This is a genomic window from Streptococcus sp. ZY19097, assembly GCF_040731245.1.
Classification (GTDB): Bacteria; Bacillota; Bacilli; order Lactobacillales; family Streptococcaceae; genus Streptococcus; species Streptococcus orisratti.
Genome location: NZ_CP160400.1, coordinates 1,973,786 through 1,997,629 on the forward strand (window position 1 = coordinate 1,973,786; position 23,844 = coordinate 1,997,629).

22 protein-coding genes are annotated in these 23,844 nt (G+C 39.4%); 4 read left to right on the forward strand and 18 right to left on the reverse strand.

Annotated features, from left to right (window positions below):
- Positions 1–132 precede the first annotated feature (132 nt).
- Positions 133–2,247 (forward strand): ATP-dependent Clp protease ATP-binding subunit, encoded by a 2,115-nt coding sequence (locus tag ABZ559_RS09805; RefSeq protein ID WP_321056197.1) that lies wholly within the window; start codon positions 133–135, stop codon positions 2,245–2,247.
- 263 nt (positions 2,248–2,510) lie between these two features.
- On the opposite strand, the gene ABZ559_RS09810 is transcribed toward ABZ559_RS09805, so the two are convergent.
- The 5 genes from ABZ559_RS09810 to tsaB all read right to left on the reverse strand — a co-directional run bounded on the left by ABZ559_RS09810 (position 2,511) and on the right by tsaB (position 5,880).
- Entirely contained in the window at positions 2,511–2,834 is a 324-nt protein-coding gene (locus tag ABZ559_RS09810) for an AzlD domain-containing protein (protein WP_273415151.1), read from the reverse strand.
- Positions 2,827–3,522, reverse strand: a complete 696-nt coding sequence (locus ABZ559_RS09815; protein ID WP_273415150.1) for an AzlC family ABC transporter permease — start codon at positions 3,520–3,522, stop codon at positions 2,827–2,829. The genes ABZ559_RS09810 and ABZ559_RS09815 overlap by 8 nt, the downstream gene beginning before the upstream one ends.
- 233 nt (positions 3,523–3,755) lie before the next feature.
- Positions 3,756–4,769, reverse strand: coding sequence for a tRNA (adenosine(37)-N6)-threonylcarbamoyltransferase complex transferase subunit TsaD (tsaD, locus tag ABZ559_RS09820; protein ID WP_367006195.1), 1,014 nt, complete (start codon positions 4,767–4,769; stop codon positions 3,756–3,758).
- The gene (rimI, locus tag ABZ559_RS09825) at positions 4,770–5,189 is read right to left on the reverse strand and encodes a ribosomal protein S18-alanine N-acetyltransferase (protein WP_026217249.1); all 420 of its coding nucleotides are present in this window, start codon (positions 5,187–5,189) and stop codon (positions 4,770–4,772) included.
- Between the two features lies 1 nt (position 5,190).
- Entirely contained in the window at positions 5,191–5,880 is a 690-nt protein-coding gene (tsaB, locus tag ABZ559_RS09830; RefSeq protein ID WP_367006197.1) for a tRNA (adenosine(37)-N6)-threonylcarbamoyltransferase complex dimerization subunit type 1 TsaB, read from the reverse strand.
- Between the two features lie 250 nt (positions 5,881–6,130).
- Here tsaB and ABZ559_RS09835 point away from each other — a divergent pair, with 250 nt between their 5' ends.
- Both ABZ559_RS09835 and ABZ559_RS09840 read left to right on the forward strand, forming a co-directional pair.
- Positions 6,131–6,361: a DNA-dependent RNA polymerase subunit epsilon gene (locus tag ABZ559_RS09835; protein ID WP_018376926.1), complete on the forward strand. Its 231-nt coding sequence runs from the start codon at positions 6,131–6,133 to the stop codon at positions 6,359–6,361.
- Position 6,362: 1 nt separating this feature from the next.
- Positions 6,363–8,042, forward strand: a complete 1,680-nt coding sequence (locus ABZ559_RS09840) for a ribonuclease J (RefSeq protein ID WP_367006199.1) — start codon at positions 6,363–6,365, stop codon at positions 8,040–8,042.
- A gap of 44 nt (positions 8,043–8,086) precedes the next feature.
- Here ABZ559_RS09840 and ABZ559_RS09845 read toward each other — a convergent pair whose 3' ends face one another.
- The 9 genes from ABZ559_RS09845 to ABZ559_RS09885 form a co-directional block, all read right to left on the reverse strand.
- Positions 8,087–9,001 carry a DMT family transporter gene (locus ABZ559_RS09845; RefSeq protein ID WP_367006201.1) on the reverse strand — a complete coding sequence of 305 codons (915 nt, stop codon included), beginning with the start codon at positions 8,999–9,001 and terminating at the stop codon, positions 8,087–8,089.
- Positions 9,002–9,419: 418 nt separating this feature from the next.
- Entirely contained in the window at positions 9,420–10,865 is a 1,446-nt protein-coding gene (gene gatB / locus ABZ559_RS09850) for an Asp-tRNA(Asn)/Glu-tRNA(Gln) amidotransferase subunit GatB (RefSeq protein WP_367006202.1), read from the reverse strand.
- Positions 10,865–12,331 (reverse strand): Asp-tRNA(Asn)/Glu-tRNA(Gln) amidotransferase subunit GatA, encoded by a 1,467-nt coding sequence (gene gatA, locus ABZ559_RS09855; protein WP_367006204.1) that lies wholly within the window; start codon positions 12,329–12,331, stop codon positions 10,865–10,867. Before gatA ends, gatB begins: the two co-directional genes overlap by 1 nt.
- Positions 12,331–12,633, reverse strand: coding sequence for an Asp-tRNA(Asn)/Glu-tRNA(Gln) amidotransferase subunit GatC (gene gatC, locus ABZ559_RS09860; RefSeq protein WP_018376931.1), 303 nt, complete (start codon positions 12,631–12,633; stop codon positions 12,331–12,333). Before gatC ends, gatA begins: the two co-directional genes overlap by 1 nt.
- A 556-nt stretch (positions 12,634–13,189) precedes the next feature.
- A complete protein-coding gene (locus ABZ559_RS09865; RefSeq protein ID WP_317335146.1) occupies positions 13,190–14,185 on the reverse strand; it encodes a hypothetical protein in 996 nt (331 codons plus the stop codon).
- A gap of 780 nt (positions 14,186–14,965) precedes the next feature.
- Positions 14,966–17,755 (reverse strand): cation-transporting P-type ATPase, encoded by a 2,790-nt coding sequence (locus ABZ559_RS09870; protein WP_367006205.1) that lies wholly within the window; start codon positions 17,753–17,755, stop codon positions 14,966–14,968.
- Between the two features lie 647 nt (positions 17,756–18,402).
- Positions 18,403–18,867 carry a DUF2798 domain-containing protein gene (locus ABZ559_RS09875; RefSeq protein WP_367006206.1) on the reverse strand — a complete coding sequence of 155 codons (465 nt, stop codon included), beginning with the start codon at positions 18,865–18,867 and terminating at the stop codon, positions 18,403–18,405.
- Positions 18,868–18,967: 100 nt separating this feature from the next.
- The gene (locus tag ABZ559_RS09880) at positions 18,968–19,441 is read right to left on the reverse strand and encodes a GNAT family N-acetyltransferase (RefSeq protein ID WP_018376934.1); all 474 of its coding nucleotides are present in this window, start codon (positions 19,439–19,441) and stop codon (positions 18,968–18,970) included.
- A gap of 27 nt (positions 19,442–19,468) precedes the next feature.
- Positions 19,469–20,119 (reverse strand): HD domain-containing protein, encoded by a 651-nt coding sequence (locus tag ABZ559_RS09885; RefSeq protein WP_367006208.1) that lies wholly within the window; start codon positions 20,117–20,119, stop codon positions 19,469–19,471.
- A 175-nt stretch (positions 20,120–20,294) separates the two neighbouring features.
- Between ABZ559_RS09885 and ABZ559_RS09890 the strand changes: the two genes are divergently transcribed.
- Positions 20,295–21,077: a TraX family protein gene (locus ABZ559_RS09890; protein ID WP_367006209.1), complete on the forward strand. Its 783-nt coding sequence runs from the start codon at positions 20,295–20,297 to the stop codon at positions 21,075–21,077.
- Positions 21,078–21,399: 322 nt separating this feature from the next.
- On the opposite strand, the gene ABZ559_RS09895 is transcribed toward ABZ559_RS09890, so the two are convergent.
- The 4 genes from ABZ559_RS09895 to ABZ559_RS09910 form a co-directional block, all read right to left on the reverse strand.
- On the reverse strand, positions 21,400–21,780 hold the full coding sequence (locus ABZ559_RS09895) for a rhodanese-like domain-containing protein (RefSeq protein ID WP_367007653.1): 381 nt from the start codon (positions 21,778–21,780) through the stop codon (positions 21,400–21,402).
- A 17-nt stretch (positions 21,781–21,797) separates the two neighbouring features.
- Entirely contained in the window at positions 21,798–22,766 is a 969-nt protein-coding gene (locus ABZ559_RS09900; RefSeq protein ID WP_367006210.1) for an ROK family glucokinase, read from the reverse strand.
- 1 nt (position 22,767) lies between these two features.
- On the reverse strand, positions 22,768–22,971 hold the full coding sequence (locus tag ABZ559_RS09905; protein WP_018376939.1) for a YqgQ family protein: 204 nt from the start codon (positions 22,969–22,971) through the stop codon (positions 22,768–22,770).
- A 323-nt stretch (positions 22,972–23,294) separates the two neighbouring features.
- Positions 23,295–23,825 carry a Dps family protein gene (locus ABZ559_RS09910; protein WP_367006212.1) on the reverse strand — a complete coding sequence of 177 codons (531 nt, stop codon included), beginning with the start codon at positions 23,823–23,825 and terminating at the stop codon, positions 23,295–23,297.
- Positions 23,826–23,844: the final 19 nt, after the last annotated feature.

Genomic DNA, 23,844 nt, shown 5'->3' on the forward strand with positions numbered 1-23,844 from the left:
AAACCAATACAATCACCTTAAATACGACCTCTCTACCCATTTGTATAGACTAAGGTGTTTGTTCTTCAACGACATATAAATCAGATTATAATACTACTTGTGATCTATTTTTAGAAAAAGAGGTAACTAATTATGGCTAACAACAACTTTTATGGAAGAGATCCTTTTGGAAATATGGACGACATTTTCAACCAACTCATGGGAAATATGGGAGGCTACAATTCCGAAAACAAACGTTATTTGATTAACGGACGTGAAGTCACCCCTGAAGAATTTGCTCAATATCGTCAAACTGGTAAATTACCAGGTAATCCAGATATGCAACAAGCATCTGCTGCTACTGCTCCTAAAGAAGATGGTATTTTGGCAAAACTTGGTACCAACTTGACCGAACAAGCACGCCAAAATGAACTTGACCCAGTCATTGGACGCAACAAAGAAATCCAAGAAACTGCTGAAATCTTATCACGCCGTACGAAGAACAATCCTGTTCTTGTCGGTGATGCAGGAGTTGGTAAAACTGCTGTGGTTGAAGGTTTGGCACAAGCTATTGTCAATGGCGACGTGCCTGCGACGATTAAAAATAAAGAAATCATTTCAATTGATATTTCAGGGCTTGAAGCGGGTACGCAATACCGCGGTAGCTTTGAAGAAAATATTCAAAATTTGGTTAAGGAAGTCAAAGATGCAGGTAATATCATCCTCTTCTTTGATGAAATTCATCAAATTTTAGGTGCTGGCTCAACCGGTGGTGACTCTGGTTCCAAAGGCTTGGCTGACATTCTTAAACCTGCCCTTTCGCGTGGTGAATTAACTGTGATTGGTGCGACTACACAAGACGAATATCGTAACACCATTTTGAAAAATGCTGCGCTAGCACGTCGTTTCAATGAAGTTAAGGTTAATGCACCATCTGCACAGGACAGTTTTAATATCCTCATGGGTATTCGTGATTTGTACGAAAAGCACCACAACGTCATTTTGCCGGATGATGTCTTGAAAGCAGCTGTTGATTTCTCTATCCAATATATTCCACAACGTAGCTTGCCAGACAAGGCTATTGATTTAATTGACATGACTGCTGCTCACTTAGCAGCTCAAAATAAGGTCACTGACATTAAGACTTTGGAAAAGGAAATTGCTGATCAAAAAGCTAAACAAGAGGCCGCTGCTGCTAAAGAGGATTACGAGACTGCACTCAATGCCAAAGTACGGATTGAAGAACTACAAAAACAAATTGATAACCACACAGAGGGTCAAAAAGTAACTGCTACGGTCAATGACGTGGCAGAATCCGTTGAACGTTTAACTGGTGTGCCTGTTTCCAATATGGGCGCAAGCGACATTGAGCGTTTGAAAGAAATGGCTAGTCGTTTAAAGGGTAAAGTCATCGGTCAAAACGAAGCTGTTGAAGCAGTGTCACGCGCCATCCGTCGTAACCGTGCTGGTTTTGATGAGGGTAACCGCCCAATCGGTAGCTTTCTTTTCGTGGGTCCAACAGGAGTTGGTAAGACCGAATTGGCTAAACAATTAGCACTTGATATGTTTGGTTCCAAAGATTCTATCATTCGTCTGGATATGTCGGAATACAGCGACCGCACTGCCGTTTCTAAATTAATTGGTACTACCGCTGGTTATGTTGGCTACGATGATAATAACAATACTCTTACAGAACGTGTTCGCCGCAACCCTTACTCTATCGTGCTTTTAGATGAAATTGAAAAGGCAGACCCACAAGTCATCACCCTCCTTCTTCAAGTTTTGGATGATGGTCGTCTAACCGATGGTCAAGGTAACACGATTAACTTCAAAAATACGGTTATCATTGCTACATCTAATGCTGGATTTGGTAACGAAGCTTTAACTGGTCAAGATGATAAGGATAAGAAAATCATGGATCGTATCGCTCCTTACTTCCGTCCAGAATTTCTCAATCGTTTCAACGGTATCATCGAATTCTCTCATTTGACTAAGGAAGACTTGAATGAAATTGTCGACCTGATGTTAGATGAAGTCAGCAAGACAATTGCTAAGAAAGGTATTGATCTTGAAGTCACAGACGCTGCCAAAGCTCACTTGATTGAACTAGGGTATGATGAAGCGATGGGGGTTCGTCCACTGCGTCGTGTTATCGAACAAGAAATTCGCGATAAAATCACTGACTTCTATCTTGATCACACAGATGTTAAACATCTTAAAGCTGATATTACAGACAATGTCATGGTTATTTCTGAAAAGCAAAATTAATATATACACAGTAGAATTGATGCTTATCAGAACTTGACAACAAAACAATTTCCCTTAATGATACAAAAAAACTGATTCTCAGATGAGTATCAGTTTTTTTAGATTTTAATTATTGCTACACAAATTGGTATAAAGGGATAAAAAGGTGACACCACTGACATATCATTTTGATTTTCTAAAACCATCAAATGATGTCAACTCTAATCACTTGTCCCCTTCTTAGTTGAAGCGATAAGATTTGCTTAGCACTGCTATTTTTCTACCTAGAACACCAGACGTAAGACCGCTACAGTTGCAACTCCTATGAGAACTGCCAACATGACATTTTTGCTTTTTGCAACAACTAGAAATGTTGGAGCTACTGCCACCAGTTCAATCCACTTAATTTGAGGGAGATGCCCTTTTTCAACTGTAAAAATACTAGATAAAATCAAAGCGAAAATAATGGTTATTGGTAGATAACCTAAAAATTTAATAACCTTTGGAGGTAATTCAGCAAAGCGCACAAGTATATAAGGAAAGACCCTTGGAATCCATGTAACCAACATCGATATGACAATGGCCGCTATAACATATGAACTAATCATCAAGCAAAACCCCCACAAAGCATCCTAAGAGCGTCGCAACCAACACCGCTAAAGCACTCGATATGATGACACTAAGTAAAATATAAGAAAGAAAAACTGTCACTAAAATCCAAGTAATTTTCTGCCATTTAACCCGCCGAACCATACCTTCCAACTGACTAGAGAATATAGCCACAAACATAGCGATTAATGCAAAATCTATCCCAAAGGAATCTGGATTAGGAATGAGACCTCCTAAAACACAACCAATTATAGAAGCAGTTGCCCATGTGAAATAGCCTGCAAAATTATTCCCATACATCCAGATGACTGAAATATCTTTATGACGAATATGCTCCCCTAGTAAAATACCATAACTTTCGTCTGTCATGAAACTTCCAATCAGTAACTGCTGTCCTATGCTTGCCTTTGGAAAAATCGTTGAGGTATGCAAATTCATCAAAAAATGCCTCAGGTTGATTAAAAAAATGGTAAGTCCAATAGAAGGTAACGAAGCCTTTGCCAAAATAAGACCACAAAGAGCAAATTGACCAGAACCAGAATAAACAATAATGCTCATCAAACCAATTTCCAGCGGTGTCAGACCAGACTTTGCTCCCACAATTCCCAAAGCCATTCCTATCGATATATATCCAAAAACCGTTGGTGTAGCTGCCTTGGCACCATCCCAAAATCCTTTTTCCTGCATAGTTCCTCCTTGAATTACCAGAATTTTCCTATATTATAACATAATTTTAGTACTGACTACCACTCATTTAAATAGGAGATTCTTTTGTTGTTTTTCTAAATGATGGAGTAACAATCCAAAAATTTACCCACTTATTATGTACTGACGCCCTAGATTAGTTGGCGATTAAAGAAACTTTTTTAATAGCGGAAACAATAATAAACAAGTAACTATGAAATGTTGATAGCTAGTAATCATTTTTCCACTGTTTCAAATGCCAAACTTGGCTTGGCATTTAAGTCAAGGCTGGCAAAGTGTTTTTTTTCATATTCAATTGCAGCTGCAAGTGCAATCATCCCCGCATTGTCTCCACAGAGCCGCAAAGGAGGAATAACGACAGTAGTCTCTGTGATTTCTTCTGCCAATCGTTCACGTAAACCACGATTAGCAGCCACACCTCCAGCTACAACTAATGTCTTAACAGCATAACTTTTAAGTGCCTTTTTAGTTTTGGACATAAGAATATCTAGCACAGCTGCTTGAAAAGAGGCACACAAATCTTCTTTGACAAGTTTTTTACCTTTTTGTTGGGCATTGTGGCTCAGGTTAATAAAAGCTGATTTGAGTCCAGAAAATGAAAATTCCAGATTATCCTCTTTCATCATAGCACGAGGAAAATCATAGACGTCCCGTCCCTTATGTGCTAACTCATCAATTTCTCGGCCTGCTGGATAGGTCAATCCCATGACACGACCAACCTTATCATAAGCTTCGCCGACTGCGTCATCACGAGTCTCTCCCACAATTTTATAATTGCCAGGTTCAGAGACATAAACTAATTCTGTATGACCTCCGGATACTAAAAGCGCTAAAAGTGGATACTCCAACTCCTGAACTTGGCGTGCAGCCATTAAATGGCCAGCCATGTGATTGACAGGAATCAAAGGAAGTTGATTTGCCCAAGCAAAAGCCTTTACAGCAGCCATTCCCACTAAAAGTGCACCAACCAAACCAGGGCCATAAGTTACCGCCACAGCATCTAGTTGACTTGCTTCAATCCCTGCTTCCAGCAAAGCATCTTCAATACAAAGTGTAATAACCTCAACATGATGACGACTAGCTACCTCAGGAACAACTCCTCCAAAGCGTTTATGACTCTCCACTTGGCTAGCAATAATATTACTCAGCAGTTCTTTGTCATTCTTTAAAACAGCGACACTTGTTTCATCACATGAACTTTCCACTGCCAATATATATCTGTCCTTCATTTACTCAATTCCCTCACGTTTCATGATAATGGCATCTTCAACTGGATCATGGTAGTAATTTTTCCGATGTCCGATTGCATTAAAGCCATTTTTTTGGTACAAGGCTTGTGCAGCATTGTTGGATGCTCTCACCTCAAGAAAAATCGGAAAATCAACCTCATTGAGGAAAGCCATGAGCTGCGCTCCCAGACCTTGTCCCTGATAGCTTTTTTTTACCGCTATATTCGTGATTTCCAACTCTCCTACTAACTGCTGTACCGATATAAAACCAACAACTTGCGTCTCAACTTCTACAAAAAAATAATCAACGTTGCTTTGCTGCATGTCTGCTAAAATCTGTTTTTCTGACCAAGGTGATTTGGCATAAACATCTGACAAAATATCATAGACAGCTACAACATTTTCTTCCAATGTCCGCATATCATACCCGTTTAACATAGTCAGCCTGTGAATCTTCATGATGGTCTTTCAACCAATTTTCTTCAGCCTCAACTCGTTTAAGATAGTTTGGAACAAAGGCATTCACATCTACTGCAGGTAAAGTTTGACCTAGTTTGCCAATTTCGTATGCTGATGGTAATGTTTGGATAACTGTTGCCTGCGGAAGGTGTTCTTCAATTTGAGTTCGAAAACTTTCCACTTCTCCAACAAAGGTCACTTTTTCTTGGAGTTTCAAACTTTCTAGAACATCCGTAAGAGCTAAATGTCTATCTTGTACAACCGCTCTGCCATTGTCATAAAAACCAGCATAAACATTATTGCGTCTAGCATCTATAATAGGAACGACCAATCCGGATTTTTTAGCAGGTGCTGCGAGAGCATAGAGACTTGATACTCCGACCAAATCAATCTTGAGGCTGTAAGCAAGAGTCTTGGCTGTTGCTACTGCGATGCGGAGACCTGTATAAGAACCTGGACCCTGAGCAACCACAATGCGCTGCAAATCACTAGGCTGCATATCCACTGAGTGCATTAAAAAATCAATAGTGGGCATGAGGCTGATACTATGATTCTTTTTTATATTAAGCGTAACTTCTGCTAATAATTCTTCTCCATCTAAGATTGCAAGTGACAATGGCTTACATGAAGTATCAAAGGCTAAAACTTTCATCTTGTTTCCTTCTGACTTGAAATTTCTTTTCCAATTATAACATAAAAATACATCCGATACATGACTGATGTTCAATAAGACTCTAGAGTTAGACGAAAAAAGGTTTCTATGGTATAATTGAAATAATTGTAACGAATCAAAGTAAAATCTATTACTCATAAAATTTCATAAACGATGGCCGATTGAAATACGTTTAATCTGGCAGACTTTTTGTAGTTATGATTTTACTTGTCATAAAGAAAGGAATCCTATGATTTACAAAGTTTTTTATCAAGAAACAAAAACACGTAGCCCACGTCGTGAACAGACAAAAGCGCTCTATCTCGACATTGATGCCACTGATGAACTTGAGGGACGCATTAAGGCGCGTAAACTCGTTGAAGAAAAGACTGCCTACAACATTGAGTTTATTGAACTCCTCTCAGACAAACACCTCGAATATGAAAAAGAATCAGGTGTTTTCGCCCTAACGGAGTTATAATATGAGCAATATCAATCTTAAACCTGAAGAAGTTGGGGTTTATGCGATTGGTGGCCTTGGTGAAATCGGAAAAAATACCTATGGAATTGAATACAAAGATGAAATCATCATAGTTGATGCCGGTATCAAATTTCCAGAAGATGATTTATTAGGTATTGACTATGTTATCCCTGACTATTCTTACATCGTTGAAAATCTTGACCGCGTGAAAGCTTTGGTTATTACTCACGGACACGAAGATCATATCGGCGGTATCCCATTTCTTCTGAAACAAGCCAATGTTCCCATCTATGCAGGACCACTTGCTCTTGCTCTAATCAAAGGCAAACTGGAAGAACACGGCCTCTTACGTGAAGCTAAGCTATATGAAATCAATGCTAATACCGAGCTGACCTTCAAGAACCTCAGTGTTACTTTCTTCCGTACAACTCACTCTATTCCAGAACCCTTGGGAATTGTTATCCATACTCCTCAAGGTAAAGTTGTCTGCACAGGAGACTTCAAATTTGACTGGACCCCTGTTGGCGAGCCAGCTGACATTCATCGCATGGCTGCTCTGGGAGAAGAAGGTGTTCTTTGCTTACTCTCAGACTCAACCAATGCCGAAGTCCCAACTTTTACAAATTCCGAAAAAGTTGTCGGTCAGTCTATTATGAAGATTATCGAAGGTATTCACGGACGTATTATCTTTGCTTCTTTCGCTTCCAATATCTTCCGCCTTCAACAGGCTGCTGAGGCTGCTGTTAAGACAGGCCGTAAGATTGCTGTTTTTGGACGTTCCATGGAAAAAGCCATCGTTAATGGAGTTGAACTCGGTTATATCAAGGTTCCAAAAGGCACCTTTATTGATGCCAATGAATTGAAAAATTACCATGCGAGCGAAATTTTGATTATGTGTACTGGCTCTCAAGGAGAGTCAATGGCTGCCTTAGCTCGTATTGCTAACGGGACTCACCGTCAAGTTACCCTACAGCCCGGTGACACGGTTATCTTTTCATCAAGTCCAATTCCAGGTAATACAACCAGTGTCAACAAACTTATCAACACCATTCAAGAAGCTGGTGTTGAGGTTATTCATGGTAAGGTTAATAATATCCATACTTCTGGACACGGTGGTCAACAAGAACAAAAACTGATGCTTCGCCTCATGAAACCAAAATTCTTCATGCCTGTCCATGGGGAATACCGTATGCAAAAAGTCCACGCTGGTTTGGCTGTTGATACTGGTGTTCCTAAAGAAAATATCTTTATCATGGAAAATGGTGATGTTCTTGCGCTCACTAAGGATACCGCTCGTCGCGCTGGTCATTTCAATGCCCAAGATATCTACGTTGATGGCAATGGTATTGGTGACATAGGTGCCGCTGTCCTCCGAGATCGTCGTGATCTATCTGAAGATGGTGTCGTCTTAGCTGTAGCAACTGTTGACTTTGAGTCACAGATGATTTTGGCAGGACCTGACATCCTCAGTCGTGGTTTCATCTATATGCGTGAATCTGGAGATTTAATTCGTGAAAGCCAACGCATTCTTTTCAACGCTATTCGAATCGCCCTGAAAAACAAAGATGCCAGCATTCAAACAGTTAATGGTGCTATAGTCAACGCTTTGCGTCCTTTCCTCTACGAAAAGACAGAGCGAGAACCTATCATTATCCCAATGATACTGACCCCTGATAAATAAAAAAAGCAGGAGATAAGTTTTCTTATCTCACTGCTTTTTTATACTCAAAGCTGACTATTTTTATTGACTGCTAGCAAATCTTTGAGTGAAATGAGGAGTACGGCTGCAAAAATGAAAATCATTCCTAGAATATCAATGACGTAAAAAACTTCTTTCATCAAGAGAACTGTCAAAAGTACCGAAGCTATGGGCTCAACTGCAGCTAAAAGACTGCCTTTTACTGGACCAACAATACTAGTGCCTTTCAGAAAGGCTGTGTAAGCAAACACGGTCCCAACGCCTATCATCCCAACATAAGCTAAAAGATTATTTCCAATTCCTAAAGCAATATCGTACCGCCAAGCCTGTGTAAAAATTGGGAAAACAATTCCTCCCATGAGCATACCTAGACCAATAACTAAAATACTTCCCCACTCATGAATCAGTTTGACTGGAATGATGATGTAAGCCACGTAAGTAACCGCTGAAAAGAGCCCCCAAAATAAACCAACCGGAGTGATAGCTAAATTACCTAACTGACCATGAGTAGCTATGATAAAAGTTCCCAAAACAGCTAGGATAATAGATAGCAATTCAACCATTGTCGGCGCTGTGCGATTTTTCAAACAAACTAAAACCAAAATTAAGATAGGGGTCACATACTGCAAGACCGTTGCCGTTCCAGCATTAGTATGCTGAATAGCTTGCAAATAGGCAAACTGATTGAGAACTAGCCCAAACAGGCTAAACAAGAATGTTCCTAGAAGAAGAGATCTATTTGTCAAAGCTTTTTGCAATTGGTTAGGCTGTTTAATTACGAGAATAGTAAGTAAGATGAGCCCTGATATCAATAGCCTAAGACTAGCAAGGAGATTGATATGGACTCCATGTGCCATTAAATATTGTCCGCTAACTCCTGAAATTCCCCAAGCACAGCCCGCAATAATGACCAAGAGACTGCCTTTTAAATTTTTTGACATTTCGTTAAACTCCTTTTGTAAACTCCTTTCATTTTATCATACAAAATTTGCTTTGGAGAAAAAATCTTCATATTCTTTTTTCCAGAATAGTTGGAGCAATAATTTATATCAATCCAAGAAGCAAATGGACAACCAAACCTATTACTTTCAAAAGCATTTCTATAAGTAAATCCTAAAAAGTTTTTGCGTACCAATCAGTTTAACGGTTCTCCACAAGTAACTAGCTCTATCATTTCGTTGCCAAAATTGAGACGTCTATCACTAACATTAACTGGGGATGAGGCCTCTCTCTCAAAAGGAGACATAACTACTCAAAAAGGCTCTACAATTTCTGAAGTTAATTTTCCAACTTTAGAAATTATAGAGTCTTTCATTAAAACAATTCACTGTATGCCACACAAATTACTGCTAAGGATATTTAGTCGTTTTCTTTCAACTTCGCCAACTCTTGTGCTAAAAGTTTTAAGGCAACTTGCGGATTGGCTTGTCCTTTTGTTGCTTTCATAAGAAATCCTGTGAAGGCTTTGTCAGCATTACGTTTGCCAGACTTGAAGTCAGAGACAGCCGCTTCATTATCTGCAAAGACTTGGTGAATAATTGGAATAAGCACATCAGGATCTGAGATTTGTACCAGACCAGCCTTTTCGACAAATTCACGGGCACCCCCACCATTTTTGGCCAAATGAACAAAAACTTTTTTAGCAATTTTAGAGGAGATGGTACCGTCTTCGATAATGGCAATCATTTCAACCAAGTTTTCTGGTGTCAGCTGGATTTGATCCAAGGTCTTGCTCTCAGCATTTAAGAACTGTGCCACTTCTCCCTGCAACCAGTTAGAAACCTGTTTAGCATCACCTCCAAGGGCAACTGCTTTTTCAAAGAAATCAGACGTTACTTTTGTTGATGTCAACTGACCAGCATCATAGGCTGACAACCCAAGTTCTGAAATATAGCGGGCACGGCGGTCTTTCGGAAATTCTGGTAAACTAGTACGAACTTCTTCAATCCATTCATCAGACACTTCAAACAATGGCAAATCTGGCTCTGGGAAGTAACGGTAGTCAGCAGCGCCTTCCTTGACACGCATCAAAATAGTAGCCTTGTTTGCTTCATCATAGCGGCGAGTTTCTTGACGAATTTGCCCACCAGCACGCAGAATCTTTTCTTGACGTGTCACTTCATATTCAAGCCCTTTGCGGACATTTGAGAAAGAATTGAGATTTTTCAGTTCTGTCTTAACACCAAATGCTTCTTGACCGTACGGACGAAGGGAAATGTTGGCATCAACACGCATAGACCCCTCTTCCATCTTGACATCAGAGATGCCTGTGTACTGGATGACTTCCTTAAGTGCGGTTAAGTAAGCATAGGCTTCTTCGGGACTGCGCATGTCAGCTTCAGATACGATTTCAATCAAAGGTACCCCTTGACGATTGAGGTCAACGTAAGAATAACCGTCGGTTCCGTGCGTATTTTTCCCAGCATCTTCTTCCAAATGAGCGCGTTCAATGCCAATTTTCTTAGTTGAACCATCTTCCAGTTCAATTTCAATCCAGCCATCGTAGCCAATAGGCTCATCAAATTGTGAAATTTGGTAGGCTTTTGGATTATCAGGATAGAAATAATTCTTTCGGTCAAAGTGCATGTGCTGATGGATGTCCATATTAAGTGCCAACGCAGCTTTGATTCCCGCATCAATAACACCTTTGTTCATGACTGGTAGAACACCTGGAAAAGACCAATCAATAACGTTAGTATTAGCATTTTGATCATTACCGAAATGGGCTGATGTTGGTGAGAAAATTTTGGAATTAGTGTTCAACTCAACGTGAACTTCAAGTCCGATAATTGTTTCAAAGTTCATTATTTGTCACCTCCAAAAATCACTGGTTGTCGTTTGTGATAGTCTGTTGTTGCTTCGAAGGCAGCAGCAGCTTGATAAATGGTCTCCTCACTGTATTTTGGACCAATCAACTGCAAACCAACAGGCAAACCTTGAGCAAAGCCGGCAGGAATGGAAATCCCTGGCAAACCTGCCAAATTTACTGGGATGGTCAAGATATCTGCCAGATACATGGCAACAGGGTCATGATTTAAAGAGTCCAAGTCATAAGCAACACTAGGGGCGGTTGGTCCTAAGATTAAATCGTAATCCGCAAAAACATTTTCGAAGTCTTGAATAATCAGAGTACGCACAGCACCAGCCTTTTTGAAATAAGCATCGTAGTAACCCGATGACAAGCTGAAGGTTCCTAGCATGATACGACGTTTGACTTCATCACCAAATCCTTCGCTACGGGTATTAACATAGATGTCTTCAAGATTGCTGAAGTTTTCCGTACGGTAACCATAGCGGATACCATCAAAACGCTGTAAGTTTGAAGAAGCTTCAGATGAAGCGATAATATAGTAAACTGCCACACCGTACTTGCTATGTGGAAGACTAACTTCTTCCACTGTTGCTCCTAGTTTTTCAAAATGTTTCGCAGCATTAAGGATGGTTTCTTTCACCTCAGGGTCAATTCCTTCGCCCAGATATTCTTTCGGAAGTGCGATTTTCATCCCTTTGATGTCTTGACCAATTTTAGAAGTAAAATCAGCTACTTCGTTAATTGCTGATGTAGAATCTTTAGCATCATATCCTGAAATAACATTTAAAAGCTGTGCATTTTCCTTAACAGTTGGGGCAAATGGACCGATTTGATCTAATGAAGAACCAAAGGCAATCAGCCCAAAACGTGAAACTGTCCCATAGGTTGGTTTCAGCCCAACAACGCCATTAAAAGCAGCTGGCTGGCGAATTGAACCACCTGTATCTGACCCCAAGGAAAGACGTACTTGACCAGAGGCAACTGCTGTTGCAGAACCTCCTGATGAACCACCCGGAACTTTATTTTGATCCCAAGCATTCTTGGTTCTCTTAAAATATGATGTTTCGGTTGACCCACCCATGGCAAATTCATCCATGTTAGTCTTTCCGATAACAATCATATCCTTTCCATAAAGTTTTTCAACGGCCGTCGCATCAAAAATTGGTTCATAATTATAGAGCATTTTTGAAGCTGCTGTGGTCAAGATACCCTTGGTTGAGATATTGTCTTTGACAGCTAAAGGAATACCAGACATGACATTATCAACGTCAATGCCCTTTTCATCAATCGCTTTTGCCTGTGCCAGCGCAGCTTCTTCTGAAATCGTGATAAACGAGTCAACAGCGGTTTCGCGTTTTTTGATGTCTTCAAGTGTCAACTTAGTTAGCTCAGTTGCTGAGATTTCTTTCTTGACAAGGAGATCATGCAACTCGTCAATTGATTTTGTATTGAATGACATTAGGCATCTCCTCCATCTTCTAAGATAGCTGGTACTTTGATGTAATAGTTTTCAGCTTGTGGTACATTTTTGAACAATTCATCTCGATTTGTGCCTTTTTCAGCCACATCATTACGCATTACTGTCTTACGATCAGCCATGGTTGTGGTAATAGGCACACCGTTTGTATCAACTTCATTCAATAGTTCTACCATATCAACAATTTTTGACAAAGTGGTCGCAAATTCTACTGTTTCTTCGTCTGAAAATGCTAATTTAGATAGACTCGCCACATGGCGGACTTCTTCTTCAGAAATTTTCATCGCATTTCTCCATTATTTTTACATAGTCTTACCAATTATACCATAAACTGTGTTGCTCTGCTATTTTATACTTAGTTCAAATTACCTCAAATTAAAATCTGACTTTTACTATGGTGACAAGTTGCCAATAAAAGAATTGAATTTATCTCATACAGGTTAAGGACAAGAAATATGGCATCAATGAGAGCTTTTAAAAACTTCCAGATTTCTCTTATCTTAACTAAGAATACCACTTAATACTTTGTCATAGATAGACAAACATCCAAACACAGCAACATTAGGGTTATCCCAGTAATTTTTTCTTACTACTAAAGGCTTGAAAAATGAGATTGTGAGATACTATAACTAACTCTTTCGTTTGATTGTTCAGAAATTATCCCAGAAAACTAAAGAGTCTGCTTGCCAACACTGCTTCACGGTATTAATAAAATAAACCATGAGATATCTCTTCGATTTTATTGTGTCACTTTGTAAAAAATAAAAGACCCTATCCAATTAATATTGGTATAGAATCTTTAACTTGATGTCATTGCTCAATAGAGCAAAACTAGTCTGATTAGGCTACTTGGTCAAGCAGTGATTGCAATTTCTTGAATTGCTCATCCGTCAAGTAAGTTTTGTAACTATTAATAAGTTCTTGGAGTTCTTCTTTTGAGTACAGCGATGTACTTTCTTTAATAGAATTATAGATACCTTCAAACTGTTCATCTGACATTTTGTAGTTTTGTTCAACAAGCTTGCCAAGTTCCTCCTGAGATAAAATAGCATTACTATTTGGAACTTTAATGTCCTTATAGGTAGATTTTTTATAAGTCATTGTCAAATGAATAGAGTCAATTCCGAGATTAAGGGCTTTTGCATAAACCAACTTAATATCAGCATTCCCACTGCCATCTTTATCTAGAGTCATAGTAATCTTGGAGTCATCAGAAACCGATGCTTTAGCTAAATCAATGTAAGTTTTCAGTTCCTCATCTTTCTTAGCTTGAGCTGAGTAGACCTTCAGTAACTCATCAAATGATAGCGTGGCTGTTACCTTATCGCCATCTTTTTTGAATTTTTTGTCCGATAATTTTTCTATCCAAGAATAATCTTGCTCTTTAGAAAGTTCACTTAATTTAGGGAAAGATTCGTTTGAAAACTCAGCCAAATCAATGTATTTACCCTCAAAATTTTTACTATCTAACCCATAGAAAGTAGTGATGGCATCTGCATTGAGATAGGCCGTATCCTTAACGTAAAAAAGATTAAATTTTGGGAATGCTGCATTTATTTTAGATAAATCAGTTGAAATGCTCATTTTTTCATTTTTCAAATCTTGCTGTACTTGAAAATTCAGCGAAGCACCTTTAAACATACTCATATCAATACTTTCTGAATTATCAGAAGTACTTGTCTGAATATCCTTAATCTTAACGCTAAATTGATAAGCTGACTTGTCTTGGTCAGCATTCTGCTTTATCCGAGAGATAAACTCCTCTTTCGGACTCTTAGAGCAAGCCACAATCAAAAATAAGACTGGAAGCAAAAGTAAAATCCTAATTTTTTTCATTTTAAAGTCTCCTTTTGTAACCGTTTCCTCTATTATACCCTTTTTGCTTCTCATTTTCAATGAATATTCACAAAATATCACGACAAACGCATGAAAACTTTCTTTGATAAAAAAGAAAGTTCATCAAGATCTTTTTGAAGACTGCAACCAAAAGATTGATTGCCTGAATAGATAAAAAAGTTAGAACCTACATTCACAAGCAAAGTACTCATAGATAAGAGATAGTTTTTCGCTAATCAAGGTAGTTTTTGAGAGAATACTGACTGTATTTTGAAAAAAACTAACAATAAGTCGCTCAAAAACTAGCCTTAGATAGAAGTGCTGAACTGTGAATACAGGTTCTTAGTTGTCATACCAAAAATATATCCCTGAATGAGAATAAAAATTGTTCAGTACATTATCGGTTGATTTAGTAGTTTTATGTGTGCTTTATTTAATCTTGCTCAATTTTTCTTCTTGTAGTAGAATCCCAGTGATTCTATCACGAAAACAATTGTTTTGGATAACAAACTTACTTATTATCCAAAAAAACTAACTGATGTACAAGATAACACCCAGTTAGAATAAAATCAGAATTTTTCTGACCTAGTGTGAGTACAAGTTCAATCTCAAGAAAAATTGAAATACAAGATTTCAACTGTAGTAACAAAGTGGTGAAACAATTATTTTACGATAATCAACCCTAACTAATTGGGGTGTAAAGAATATTTTTCGGACATTCAGAATAATTAAAAAGAAAATGTGGAAGTCAAATCCACATTTTCTAAAAGTCTCATTCTGCTAATGATCAGCGAGGCGTTTTCTAAGTTCCTCCATGCCAACTATAACAAAAGGACAAAGTAACAGATAACACCAATGCCACAGACCAAGACTAGCAGTATTAAAAAGTTCATGGAAGAAAGGCAAGTAAACCAGCATCAAAAAGACGAGTAGTTCGACCGCCAAACCAATATCAATCAATGAATTTGAGAAAAGCCTCAATTGCCGAATGGATTGGTCAGAAGTGCGGCTGTTCATAACCATGCCAATCTGGCAAAAGATGATAGCTCCCAAAGTCATAGTTGTAGCTTCACGATAGAGTTGTCCTGAGGCAACCAGATGAGAGAGATTTCCATTATGCAAATAATAAGTGACGAAGAAGGCTCCCATAGCAAGAGCAGACTCAATCAAACCATACCAGAGGAAGGCTTTGATAAGCAGAGATTTACTGAGAAGTCTATCCGTTAATTTTCGAGGCGGATGGTGCATAACATCAGGTTCCGGAGGCTCTACGCCCAAACCGAGGGCAGGAATCATGTCCGTCCCTAGGTCAACTGCCAAAATCTGCATAACGGTCAGAGGAAGGGGAACAAAGCCCTTTGAAAGGAGGAAAAAGGCGGATGGCACAGCTTCCGGAGTATTGGAATTAAAAATATAGGTCAGAAATTTTTTGATGTTGTGATAAACGGCTCTCCCTTCTTCCACCGCATGGACGATAGAAGCAAAGTGATCATCGGTCAAAATCATGTCAGCCGATTCTTTGGCTACGTCTGTCCCAGTGATTCCCATCGCAATACCTATATCTGCTTTTTTGAGAGCAGGAGCGTCATTGACACCGTCACCAGTTACTGCAACTACTTCTCCCAGTTCTTGCAGAGCTGTCACGACACGATATTTTTGTTCAGGAGCTACGCGGGCAAAGACAATTTCACCTTTGAGTGCCTCTTTGAGCTGACTGTCAGATAAAGTTTCCAGTTCAAGTCCTGTCACCACACGTGCGTCATCTCCACGGACAATACCAATTTTCTTGGCAATGCTGAGCGCTGTCAAACCATAGTCTCCTGTCACCATGATAATACGAATACTAGCTAGGTGACATTTTTCGATAGCTTCGCGAACACCTTCTCGAGGCGGATCACTCATGGCAACTAAACCAAGAAAGACCATATCCATTTCCAGATACTCTTGTGTCCAAGAAGTCTCATCTGTCAGAGCTTCCCTTTCCAGTGGACGATAAGCAATAGCCAAGACACGTAACCCATCTTGCGCAAAATTGTCATTGGCTGATAAGATTTGCTGACGGACACTATCAGTCATTGTGTGAAGGCCAGATCCATCCCTATAAAAGTGGCAAAGTTCTACTATTTCCTTGGGGGCTCCTTTGGTGATAGAAAGATGCTGGCTGCCATCAATAGTCTCACTCAATTCATGCACAGTAGTCATGCGTTTTCGGACAGAGTCAAAGGGCAGTTCTTTGAGGCGAGGAGCCCAAGTATGGTTATTATGAAGGGTAATTCCAGCTTTTTCTGCCAAAACATTTAGACAAGCCTCAGTTGGATCGCCTAAAACGGTGTAAGTAGCATGGTCTTGGTCAGGTGGCAAAACTTGAGCATTGCTGCAAAGATGGGCAAAGCGAACCAAGTATTCGAGAGATTTGTCGTCCACAAGCGAAGCTTTTTTACCATCTACCTTGCGGATGTCACCTTCTGTGGCATAACCGAGACCAGTAACATCGTACTGGTCTGAGACTTGCCAAAGGTGGTTGACAGTCATCTCGTTTTGAGTTAAAGTTCCTGTCTTATCCGAGCATATGACAGAAGTGGCTCCCAAAGTTTCAACCGAAGACAGTTTTTTGACCAGAGCATTATCCTTTGCCATGCGTTGCACCGCCATTGCCAATGAAAGGGTAACGGTAGGAAGTAACCCTTCTGGGATAAAGGCAACAATCATGCCTAAGGCGAAAATAAAAGCTTGAGCAAGAGGCTGATGGACAAAAAAACTTGCTGCAAAAAAGAAAACAACTCCAACCGTGATGGCGATGATTGAAATTTGCTTGGTCAAATGATCCAATTCCTTTTGCAGAGGGCTTTTATCATCAACCATAGTTTGCGTCAGGTGGGCAATTTGTCCAAATTGTGTCTCCATACCGATGGCTGAGACAATCATTTTGGCAGATCCAGAAGATACAGTAGTTCCTGCAAAAACCATATTGTCACGCTCCAGAAGACTTTTATCAAGAACTTCATCAGCCTGATTAGTCTTATAAACGGGGTTTGATTCCCCAGTTAAGGCAGACTGATTGACTTGCAAGTCTGTCGCAAAAACCACACGCCCATCTGCCGAAATTCGGTCCCCCTCTTCAATAAGAACCAAATCTCCTGGTACCAACTCTTCGGCAAGGATTTTTTCTTCCTGACCTTCGCGGACAACACGGGCATAAGAAGGCAGCATCTTTTTTAGAGCTTCTGTTGCTTGGCTAGCACGATACTCTTGGACAAAGCTGAAAATACCATTAACAATATTAACAAACCAAATGGCAATTCCTAATTCTATGCTGTGGGATAGCAAGGCTACAGCACCACCAACCCAAAGTAATATAGCCATCAAACTCGTAAAATTTTTAACAAAGGTCAGCACGATAGGTTCTTTTGATGCTTCTTTAAGTCTATTTGGTCCATAGATTTGCTGACGATTGCTGACTTCCTCTTTGGTAAGTCCAGAAGCTCGGCTAGAGGCGGCTTGATAAACGTCGTCTGCTGCATAAGTTTCAAGGCTCTTTTGAGAAGTCCGAGAATAATTATGACTACTCATATGATTTCCTCAATTCTAATACTCAATGAAAATCAAAAGTAGCCTAGGAAACGAAGCCGACGATAGAACTTGAGTTCATCAAGGCAAGTTGACAACGGATAATTTTGATTTTCGAAGAGTATAAATCAATATTTCAGAGACAATATAGCCTACATTGAAAAAGATGAAAACGTTTTTCTATACTGTCATTATACTCCTTTTTAAGCAAAGTGAACAAAAAAAAGTCTGATTGTCACAGACATTTTCTGAAAAATAAAAGGATGATAAATTATTGGCACAAGTTGTTTTTTCTCTTTAAAGTCTATACCAAATGGAATGATTTATAGTCTATTAGTACTAGGCAACGAGCTGCAGGTTGCTAGAACAGCCTAGGGGCTGTTCTAGGTTGGAAGTAAGACATGCGAAGCAAGTCACTTTCGTAAAGTACGGCAAAGCGAGTTCAAACAATCCAGTGGAGTGTTTGAAGTTGGAAATAAGGAAACGGAGTTTCTCTTATATCGAAGTAATCAAAGATAAACTAATTGACTATAAAAGCTCTAGCTCACTTTTCAGAGATAGTCTTACAATTTCAGTATAGCAATATTATCCATTCACCGTCTCTTCACACCTACTTTTAATCTTCAATAAGCCCTAAAATTTAAGAACCATCATTTACTTAAGTTGAGAACTCTTCTTTGAAAATTTACGAGTATAAAGCGGGCAATAGGACCAACTACGAGAAGATTCAAGGGTAAGGCAAATACGAAATTAGTTATCCAGGTACGGCCATAAATCCCATAAGAAATCGGAATACGGTTGAACAGCAACCCATAAAGCGACATACAACTTACCATAAAAAGAACCATCATCCCGGAAACAGCAATAATTCTCACCCACTTTTTCCCTTGATAATCAATGCGTTCTAGAATTGCAAAAGCCAGTTTTTTTGCAATTGGTCCTGCAAGCACAATATCAAGAAAAAGTGCAACTATAAAACCTGGAAGATAACTTGACGCTAGGTGTCCCCACGAGAAATGTCCAGCTACAATCAAATTCCAGGTAGTCATCCCAAGCACCATCATCACACACATCAGACCGGTAAAAAAGAGTGATTCTTTGAAATTACGAGGCATAAAAATTCTCCATTTTCTTTATTTTTATGTCTTCTGATTTTTTAAATCATACAACTGGAGTTATTTTAACATAAATATTTTTTTCTTGTAAGTCAAATTTTTAATCTTCACCTAAAATCTGTTCCATACAAGTCTCACGTGGTGTCATCCCTTGGTTTTGGTAGAATCGAAGAGCACCTAGGTTATCATTCCAAACATTGAGCGTTAGGGCATAGCATCCAATTCTTTTGGCATAATCAATTGCAAAGCGATAAAGTTGTTCTCCGATTTTTTGGCCGCGCGTTTCTTGGTCAACACACAAATCATCAATAAAAAGGGTTTTGTGAACAACAGATGGTGCTTTACTCTCTTGAATCATGGTAAACAGATGCCCCAGAACCCGTCCTTCGCAATCTTCATAGACGAAGATTGGGCGTTGGTCATCTTGGATAAGTTCCTCCAATTCAGTTTCCGTATACTTACTCCCTTCTGCTTCAAAAAGATCTGGTCGTGCCTGATGATGCACATAGAGAACTTGTCTCAAAAGCTCTTGTAGTGCTGGGATATCTCTTACTTCTGCTCGTCTGATTGTCATTTTTTCTCCTTTTCTTTTGGGTGATGGCTAGCGCTGGCCATCCCATTCTGCATAAAATTCTCTCAAAAAATTTTCTAAATACTGGTGGCGCTGCTCTGCCATTTTCCGACCAAAATCAGTATTCATCAAGTCCTTGAGTTTAAGCAATTTTTCATAAAAATGCATGATAGCCGTATCTTGACCATTCCGATACTCATCAGGAGTTAGCCGCTCCCGCGGTTGCTTGGCTGGATCGTGGATAAGCCGCCCCTTACTACCAGAATAAGCCATGCAGCGAGCAATACCTATAGCCCCGATGGCATCCAATCTATCCGCATCCTGAACAATTTTCCCTTCCAAGGACACCATAGGTTGACCGCCACCACCTTTGAAGGACATAGTGGTAATGATTTGAATAATGTCAGATATCATCACCTCCGTCAAGCCTTGATTAGCTAACCAAAGCTGTAAATTAGCCAGTTCTACTTCTGGCTGGTCTGTTAGCTTATCATCTGCCATATCATGAAGTAGCGCAGCCATTTCACAAAGAAAGACATCTGCCTTTTCTTCCATGGCAATCGTACGGGCGGTGTTTCGTACCCTAACAATATGCCACCAATCATGACCGCTGGAGTCACCTTCTAAGCGGCTACGAACCAGTTGCTCCGCTTTTTCTAAAATCATTTTCTTGTTAATCATGATGTTATTATAGCATAGATTCTGTTAGTAAAATGATGAAAACCTAGAGTTGATACGGACTTGTTTAAAAAGTTATTTATTGCCAATTCGATTTGTAAAATCTTACAACTACCTTACAAAACTGTAAGGGCAGTTTTCCTTCACTTTGATAAACTATGGTTAGGAGGATAAGACAATGAAATCTTTAAAAATTTTAAATACAAATCAGCTCAAGTATATCGCCCTAGTTTTTATGGCTATGGATTCTGCTTTCTTTGCTTTTCCTGGTCTACCAAGTTGGATCCATCTCATCACGCGCTTTGTGGCACCGCTCTTCGCCTACCTAACGATTGAAGGTTTTTTTCACACTAGAAATCGCAAGAGGTACCTGCTTCGTCTATGGAGCGCAGCTATTCTCATGCAGCTAGGTGACTTCTTATCTATTTTCTTACTCGGACAGGAACATGCCATCAGAGATAACATTTTTCTGACCTTGGCTGTCGGTTACAGTGTCATCTATTTTTGGCAAAAGTCTAGAGATGAGGATAACCAAAAATCCGCTAACATCATTCTGGGGACTCTGATTTTTTTGATTGGTATTGTCTTATCGCTTGTTGGTTTCCCCTTAGGTCAACATCTTATCTTAACGCTAGAAGGTGGTATTCCAATCCTCTTTCTCATGCTGATCTTCTGGGCTTTTTATGGTAAACCTAAAAAGCAAGTCACTATCTTTTGTTTGTGGAGCATTCTCCTTTTTATCGGTTGGGGACCAGATCTCAACATTAGTTATTACAAAAGTTTTGACAACTGGTTTGACATGTTTTGCTACAATAGCGATGCCCTAAGTTTTCTCTTTTTACCATTTCTTCTGTTATACAATGGTCAAAAAGGCAGCAACAAGCCCATTCACAAATGGTTTTTCTACATCTTCTATCCAGCCCATCTCTGGTTACTGCATTTGCTAGCTCTCTTTTTATAATACCCTTCAAAAAAACTCAAACATTGTTGACTTCATCTGATGACAACAATTCATCTGCACCCGCATTCACTGGTCTGAGTTTGATTTTAATGAGTATAAATGGAAAAGACCCCACCACAATAGGTGAGGTCTTAAACATATTAGAACCTGTATTCACAGCTCAACACTTTCATCTAAGGCTAGTTTTTCAGCTACTCATCGTTAGTTTTTTTAAATACAGTCAGTATTCTTCAAAAAACATTGGTTAGCGAAAAAATATCTCTTAAATAAAAGCGCTTCACTTGTGAATACAGGTTCTTAGATTTTAAAGTACGCTTGCTCTTTATTTAACTTTACCGTTCCAATAGTCAAAACCATCTTTAAGAACATAGATTGTTTTGTATCCCGCCTTTTTAAGTGACAACACCACACGTGGAAGCGATGTACTCCTACTGCTATCATAAAGAAGGACTGGTTTGTCCTTACGAAGAGCAGACATGCTCTGATTAAATTGACTCGCTGGAAGATTTCGCGCTCCCAAGATATGCTTCATTCGGTAAGCGCTTTGTTCACGAATGTCAATGAGCTGACCACCGTGAATCAATTCAGCAAAGGCAGCATTGTCAATAAATTTAGCAGCTTTCCTAACTTGATAATATCGCCATGCGGTCCAACCTAGAAAAGCAACAAGTGTAAGGAGAAGAATAATCGTCACCAAACTGATATTTCCCATAACTACTCCTAATCTACAAACTGACTGGCAAGACTAGCTGCTCCAATAATTCCAGCATCATTTCCTAATTCTGCAATTTTAATTTTTGTCGATTGACGCACCTGTGGAAAGGCATATTTAACAAAATGTTTTTCAATGCGGCCACGCAAAAATTCTCCTGCTGCAGAAACACCACCACCAATAACGACAGAGTCTGGATTTAGGATGTTTGAAATGTTTGCAGTCGCTAAGCCAAGATAAAAGGCAACTTTTTCCACAACTGAATCTGCAAATTTATCACCACTTGCCGCAGCTTCAAAGATGTCCTTACTTGTCACAGCTTCACCATTATCAATAGCTAGCTTTATGCTAGAAGTTCCTTCATAGGCTTCAGCTAGATGACGAGCAACGCGAACAACACCTGTCGCCGAAGCAACTGTCTCTAAACAACCTTCATTACCACAAGTACAAGCAAAACCGTTCTCAGGCTCTACATTGATATGCCCAATTTCACCGCCTGCACCAGCAACTCCATGGATAAGATTACCGTCTGCAATTACACCACCGCCAACACCAGTGCCAAGAGTCACAAAGACCACGTCAGGATTGTTGGCACCTGCGCCAACCCAACGCTCACCAAGAGCCGCAACGTTAGCATCATTATCAATAGCAAACGGAATCCCAAGCTCTTCTTCAATAACTGAGCCAACTTCCTCTGTGTGTGCCCAGTTGAGGTTGAAGGCCCCTGTGACTGTCTTTTTATCGCGGTCAACCGCACCCGGTGAACCCATTCCGATACCTACAAAATCATCCTTGGTTAAACCATAAAGTTCCAAGCGATGTTTAAGCGAAGCAACAATATCTGGCACGATGTGCTTGCCGTCTTCGAGAATATTAGTCTCAATTGCCCATTTTTCCTGGACTTGACCGTCAAGGGATAAAATCCCAAATTTTACAGTTGTTCCGCCAAGGTCGATACCAATCAATTTTTTAGCCATCTTATTTTTCCTTTTCCATTTCCAATCTGTGTTCTCGTCGCAAAATCAATTCAGCTGTAATATAATCATCCTTGTCAATCAAACCATTGTCATAAAGTTTTTCCAGTTCAATTTTCATGACTTCGATGTCATAAAGGCGCTTGCCAATATAAATAATAATGCCAAATTGCTTAAGCAACTGTTGCACATCATATAATGTTTTCATATAAAAATTTTAGCAAAAATCAACCATTTATGCAATCGTTTTCTGCATTTTCAAGACCACTTTTTCAACCTAACCGATACTGACGAATAATATCTAAGAAAGTTCCAAAATTGACATGTTAGGAAAATCTTACACTCAATGACAATCAGACCGTTGAAGCTAGTCATACTTTCACTGGTATAGTAGGCCCGAGGTGATTATAAACTAAAAGACTAGAAAACCTCCTTTGGATCCCGCTACTAGCTAGGTTCAAAGGAGGACTGTTTAATTTTTAAGGCTCAACTCAGCACTAGAACAAGGTTATACTGATTGAAAACTTATTTTTAGCGAATACCTGGTTTTTGACCACGTTCTGCTTGTAGCATCCAGATAGTTTTTTCAGCATCTGCCTGCGCTGCAGTGAAAATGTCATTGCTAGGGGCATCTCCCTCTTCATCAGTGACATCAAGACCAACTTGATAGAGATTTGACAAATAGGTATAGACCTCTACCAAGCGTTCTAAGTGTTGATCCATTGTTTTATCAAAATTGCCGACCGTTTCTTCTAATTTAGAATATTGGTCAAATTCTTGCAAAGTTGAATAAGGTGCACCACCAATGGTAATCAAGCGTTCACTCATTTCATCTAAGTGTGCATTGAGTCCATCCATAAGCTCATCCATTTTGGGATGAAGGTAGAAGAACCCAGTACCACGCATATACCAGTGAACTTGGTGGACAATAGAAGCCGCTTTTGACAAATCTGCCACTGCTTGATTAAGTACAGCCTTCGTCTTTTCATTTTTAGCAACTTTTTTAGAAGAAGCATTATGAGTTAGAGAAACAAAACTATTTTCAACAATTGTTTTTGACATGTGATGTCTCCTTTCAAAC

Bases quoted from the DNA above. Each gene is read 5' to 3' on its own strand.
- rimI (WP_026217249.1), bottom strand. From the start codon at position 5,189: ATGCGGACATTGGAAGAAAATGTTGTAGCTGTCTATGATATTTTGTCA.
- ABZ559_RS09885 (WP_367006208.1), bottom strand. From the start codon at position 20,119: ATGATTAACAAGAAAATGATTTTAGAAAAAGCGGAGCAACTGGTTCGT.
- ABZ559_RS09875 (WP_367006206.1), bottom strand. From the start codon at position 18,867: ATGCCTCGTAATTTCAAAGAATCACTCTTTTTTACCGGTCTGATGTGT.
- ABZ559_RS09910 (WP_367006212.1), bottom strand. From the start codon at position 23,825: ATGTCAAAAACAATTGTTGAAAATAGTTTTGTTTCTCTAACTCATAAT.
- gatB (WP_367006202.1), bottom strand. From the start codon at position 10,865: ATGAACTTTGAAACAATTATCGGACTTGAAGTTCACGTTGAGTTGAAC.
- ABZ559_RS09900 (WP_367006210.1), bottom strand. From the start codon at position 22,766: ATGGCTAAAAAATTGATTGGTATCGACCTTGGCGGAACAACTGTAAAA.
- ABZ559_RS09870 (WP_367006205.1), bottom strand. From the start codon at position 17,755: ATGAGTAGTCATAATTATTCTCGGACTTCTCAAAAGAGCCTTGAAACT.
- ABZ559_RS09905 (WP_018376939.1), bottom strand. From the start codon at position 22,971: ATGAAAACATTATATGATGTGCAACAGTTGCTTAAGCAATTTGGCATT.
- gatC (WP_018376931.1), bottom strand. From the start codon at position 12,633: ATGAAAATTTCTGAAGAAGAAGTCCGCCATGTGGCGAGTCTATCTAAA.
- ABZ559_RS09890 (WP_367006209.1), top strand. From the start codon at position 20,295: ATGAAATCTTTAAAAATTTTAAATACAAATCAGCTCAAGTATATCGCC.
- ABZ559_RS09865 (WP_317335146.1), bottom strand. From the start codon at position 14,185: ATGAAAAAAATTAGGATTTTACTTTTGCTTCCAGTCTTATTTTTGATT.
- tsaD (WP_367006195.1), bottom strand. From the start codon at position 4,769: ATGAAGGACAGATATATATTGGCAGTGGAAAGTTCATGTGATGAAACA.
- ABZ559_RS09840 (WP_367006199.1), top strand. From the start codon at position 6,363: ATGAGCAATATCAATCTTAAACCTGAAGAAGTTGGGGTTTATGCGATT.
- ABZ559_RS09845 (WP_367006201.1), bottom strand. From the start codon at position 9,001: ATGTCAAAAAATTTAAAAGGCAGTCTCTTGGTCATTATTGCGGGCTGT.
- ABZ559_RS09810 (WP_273415151.1), bottom strand. From the start codon at position 2,834: ATGATTAGTTCATATGTTATAGCGGCCATTGTCATATCGATGTTGGTT.
- ABZ559_RS09835 (WP_018376926.1), top strand. From the start codon at position 6,131: ATGATTTACAAAGTTTTTTATCAAGAAACAAAAACACGTAGCCCACGT.
- ABZ559_RS09880 (WP_018376934.1), bottom strand. From the start codon at position 19,441: ATGACAATCAGACGAGCAGAAGTAAGAGATATCCCAGCACTACAAGAG.
- tsaB (WP_367006197.1), bottom strand. From the start codon at position 5,880: ATGAAAGTTTTAGCCTTTGATACTTCATGTAAGCCATTGTCACTTGCA.
- ABZ559_RS09815 (WP_273415150.1), bottom strand. From the start codon at position 3,522: ATGCAGGAAAAAGGATTTTGGGATGGTGCCAAGGCAGCTACACCAACG.
- gatA (WP_367006204.1), bottom strand. From the start codon at position 12,331: ATGTCATTCAATACAAAATCAATTGACGAGTTGCATGATCTCCTTGTC.
- ABZ559_RS09805 (WP_321056197.1), top strand. From the start codon at position 133: ATGGCTAACAACAACTTTTATGGAAGAGATCCTTTTGGAAATATGGAC.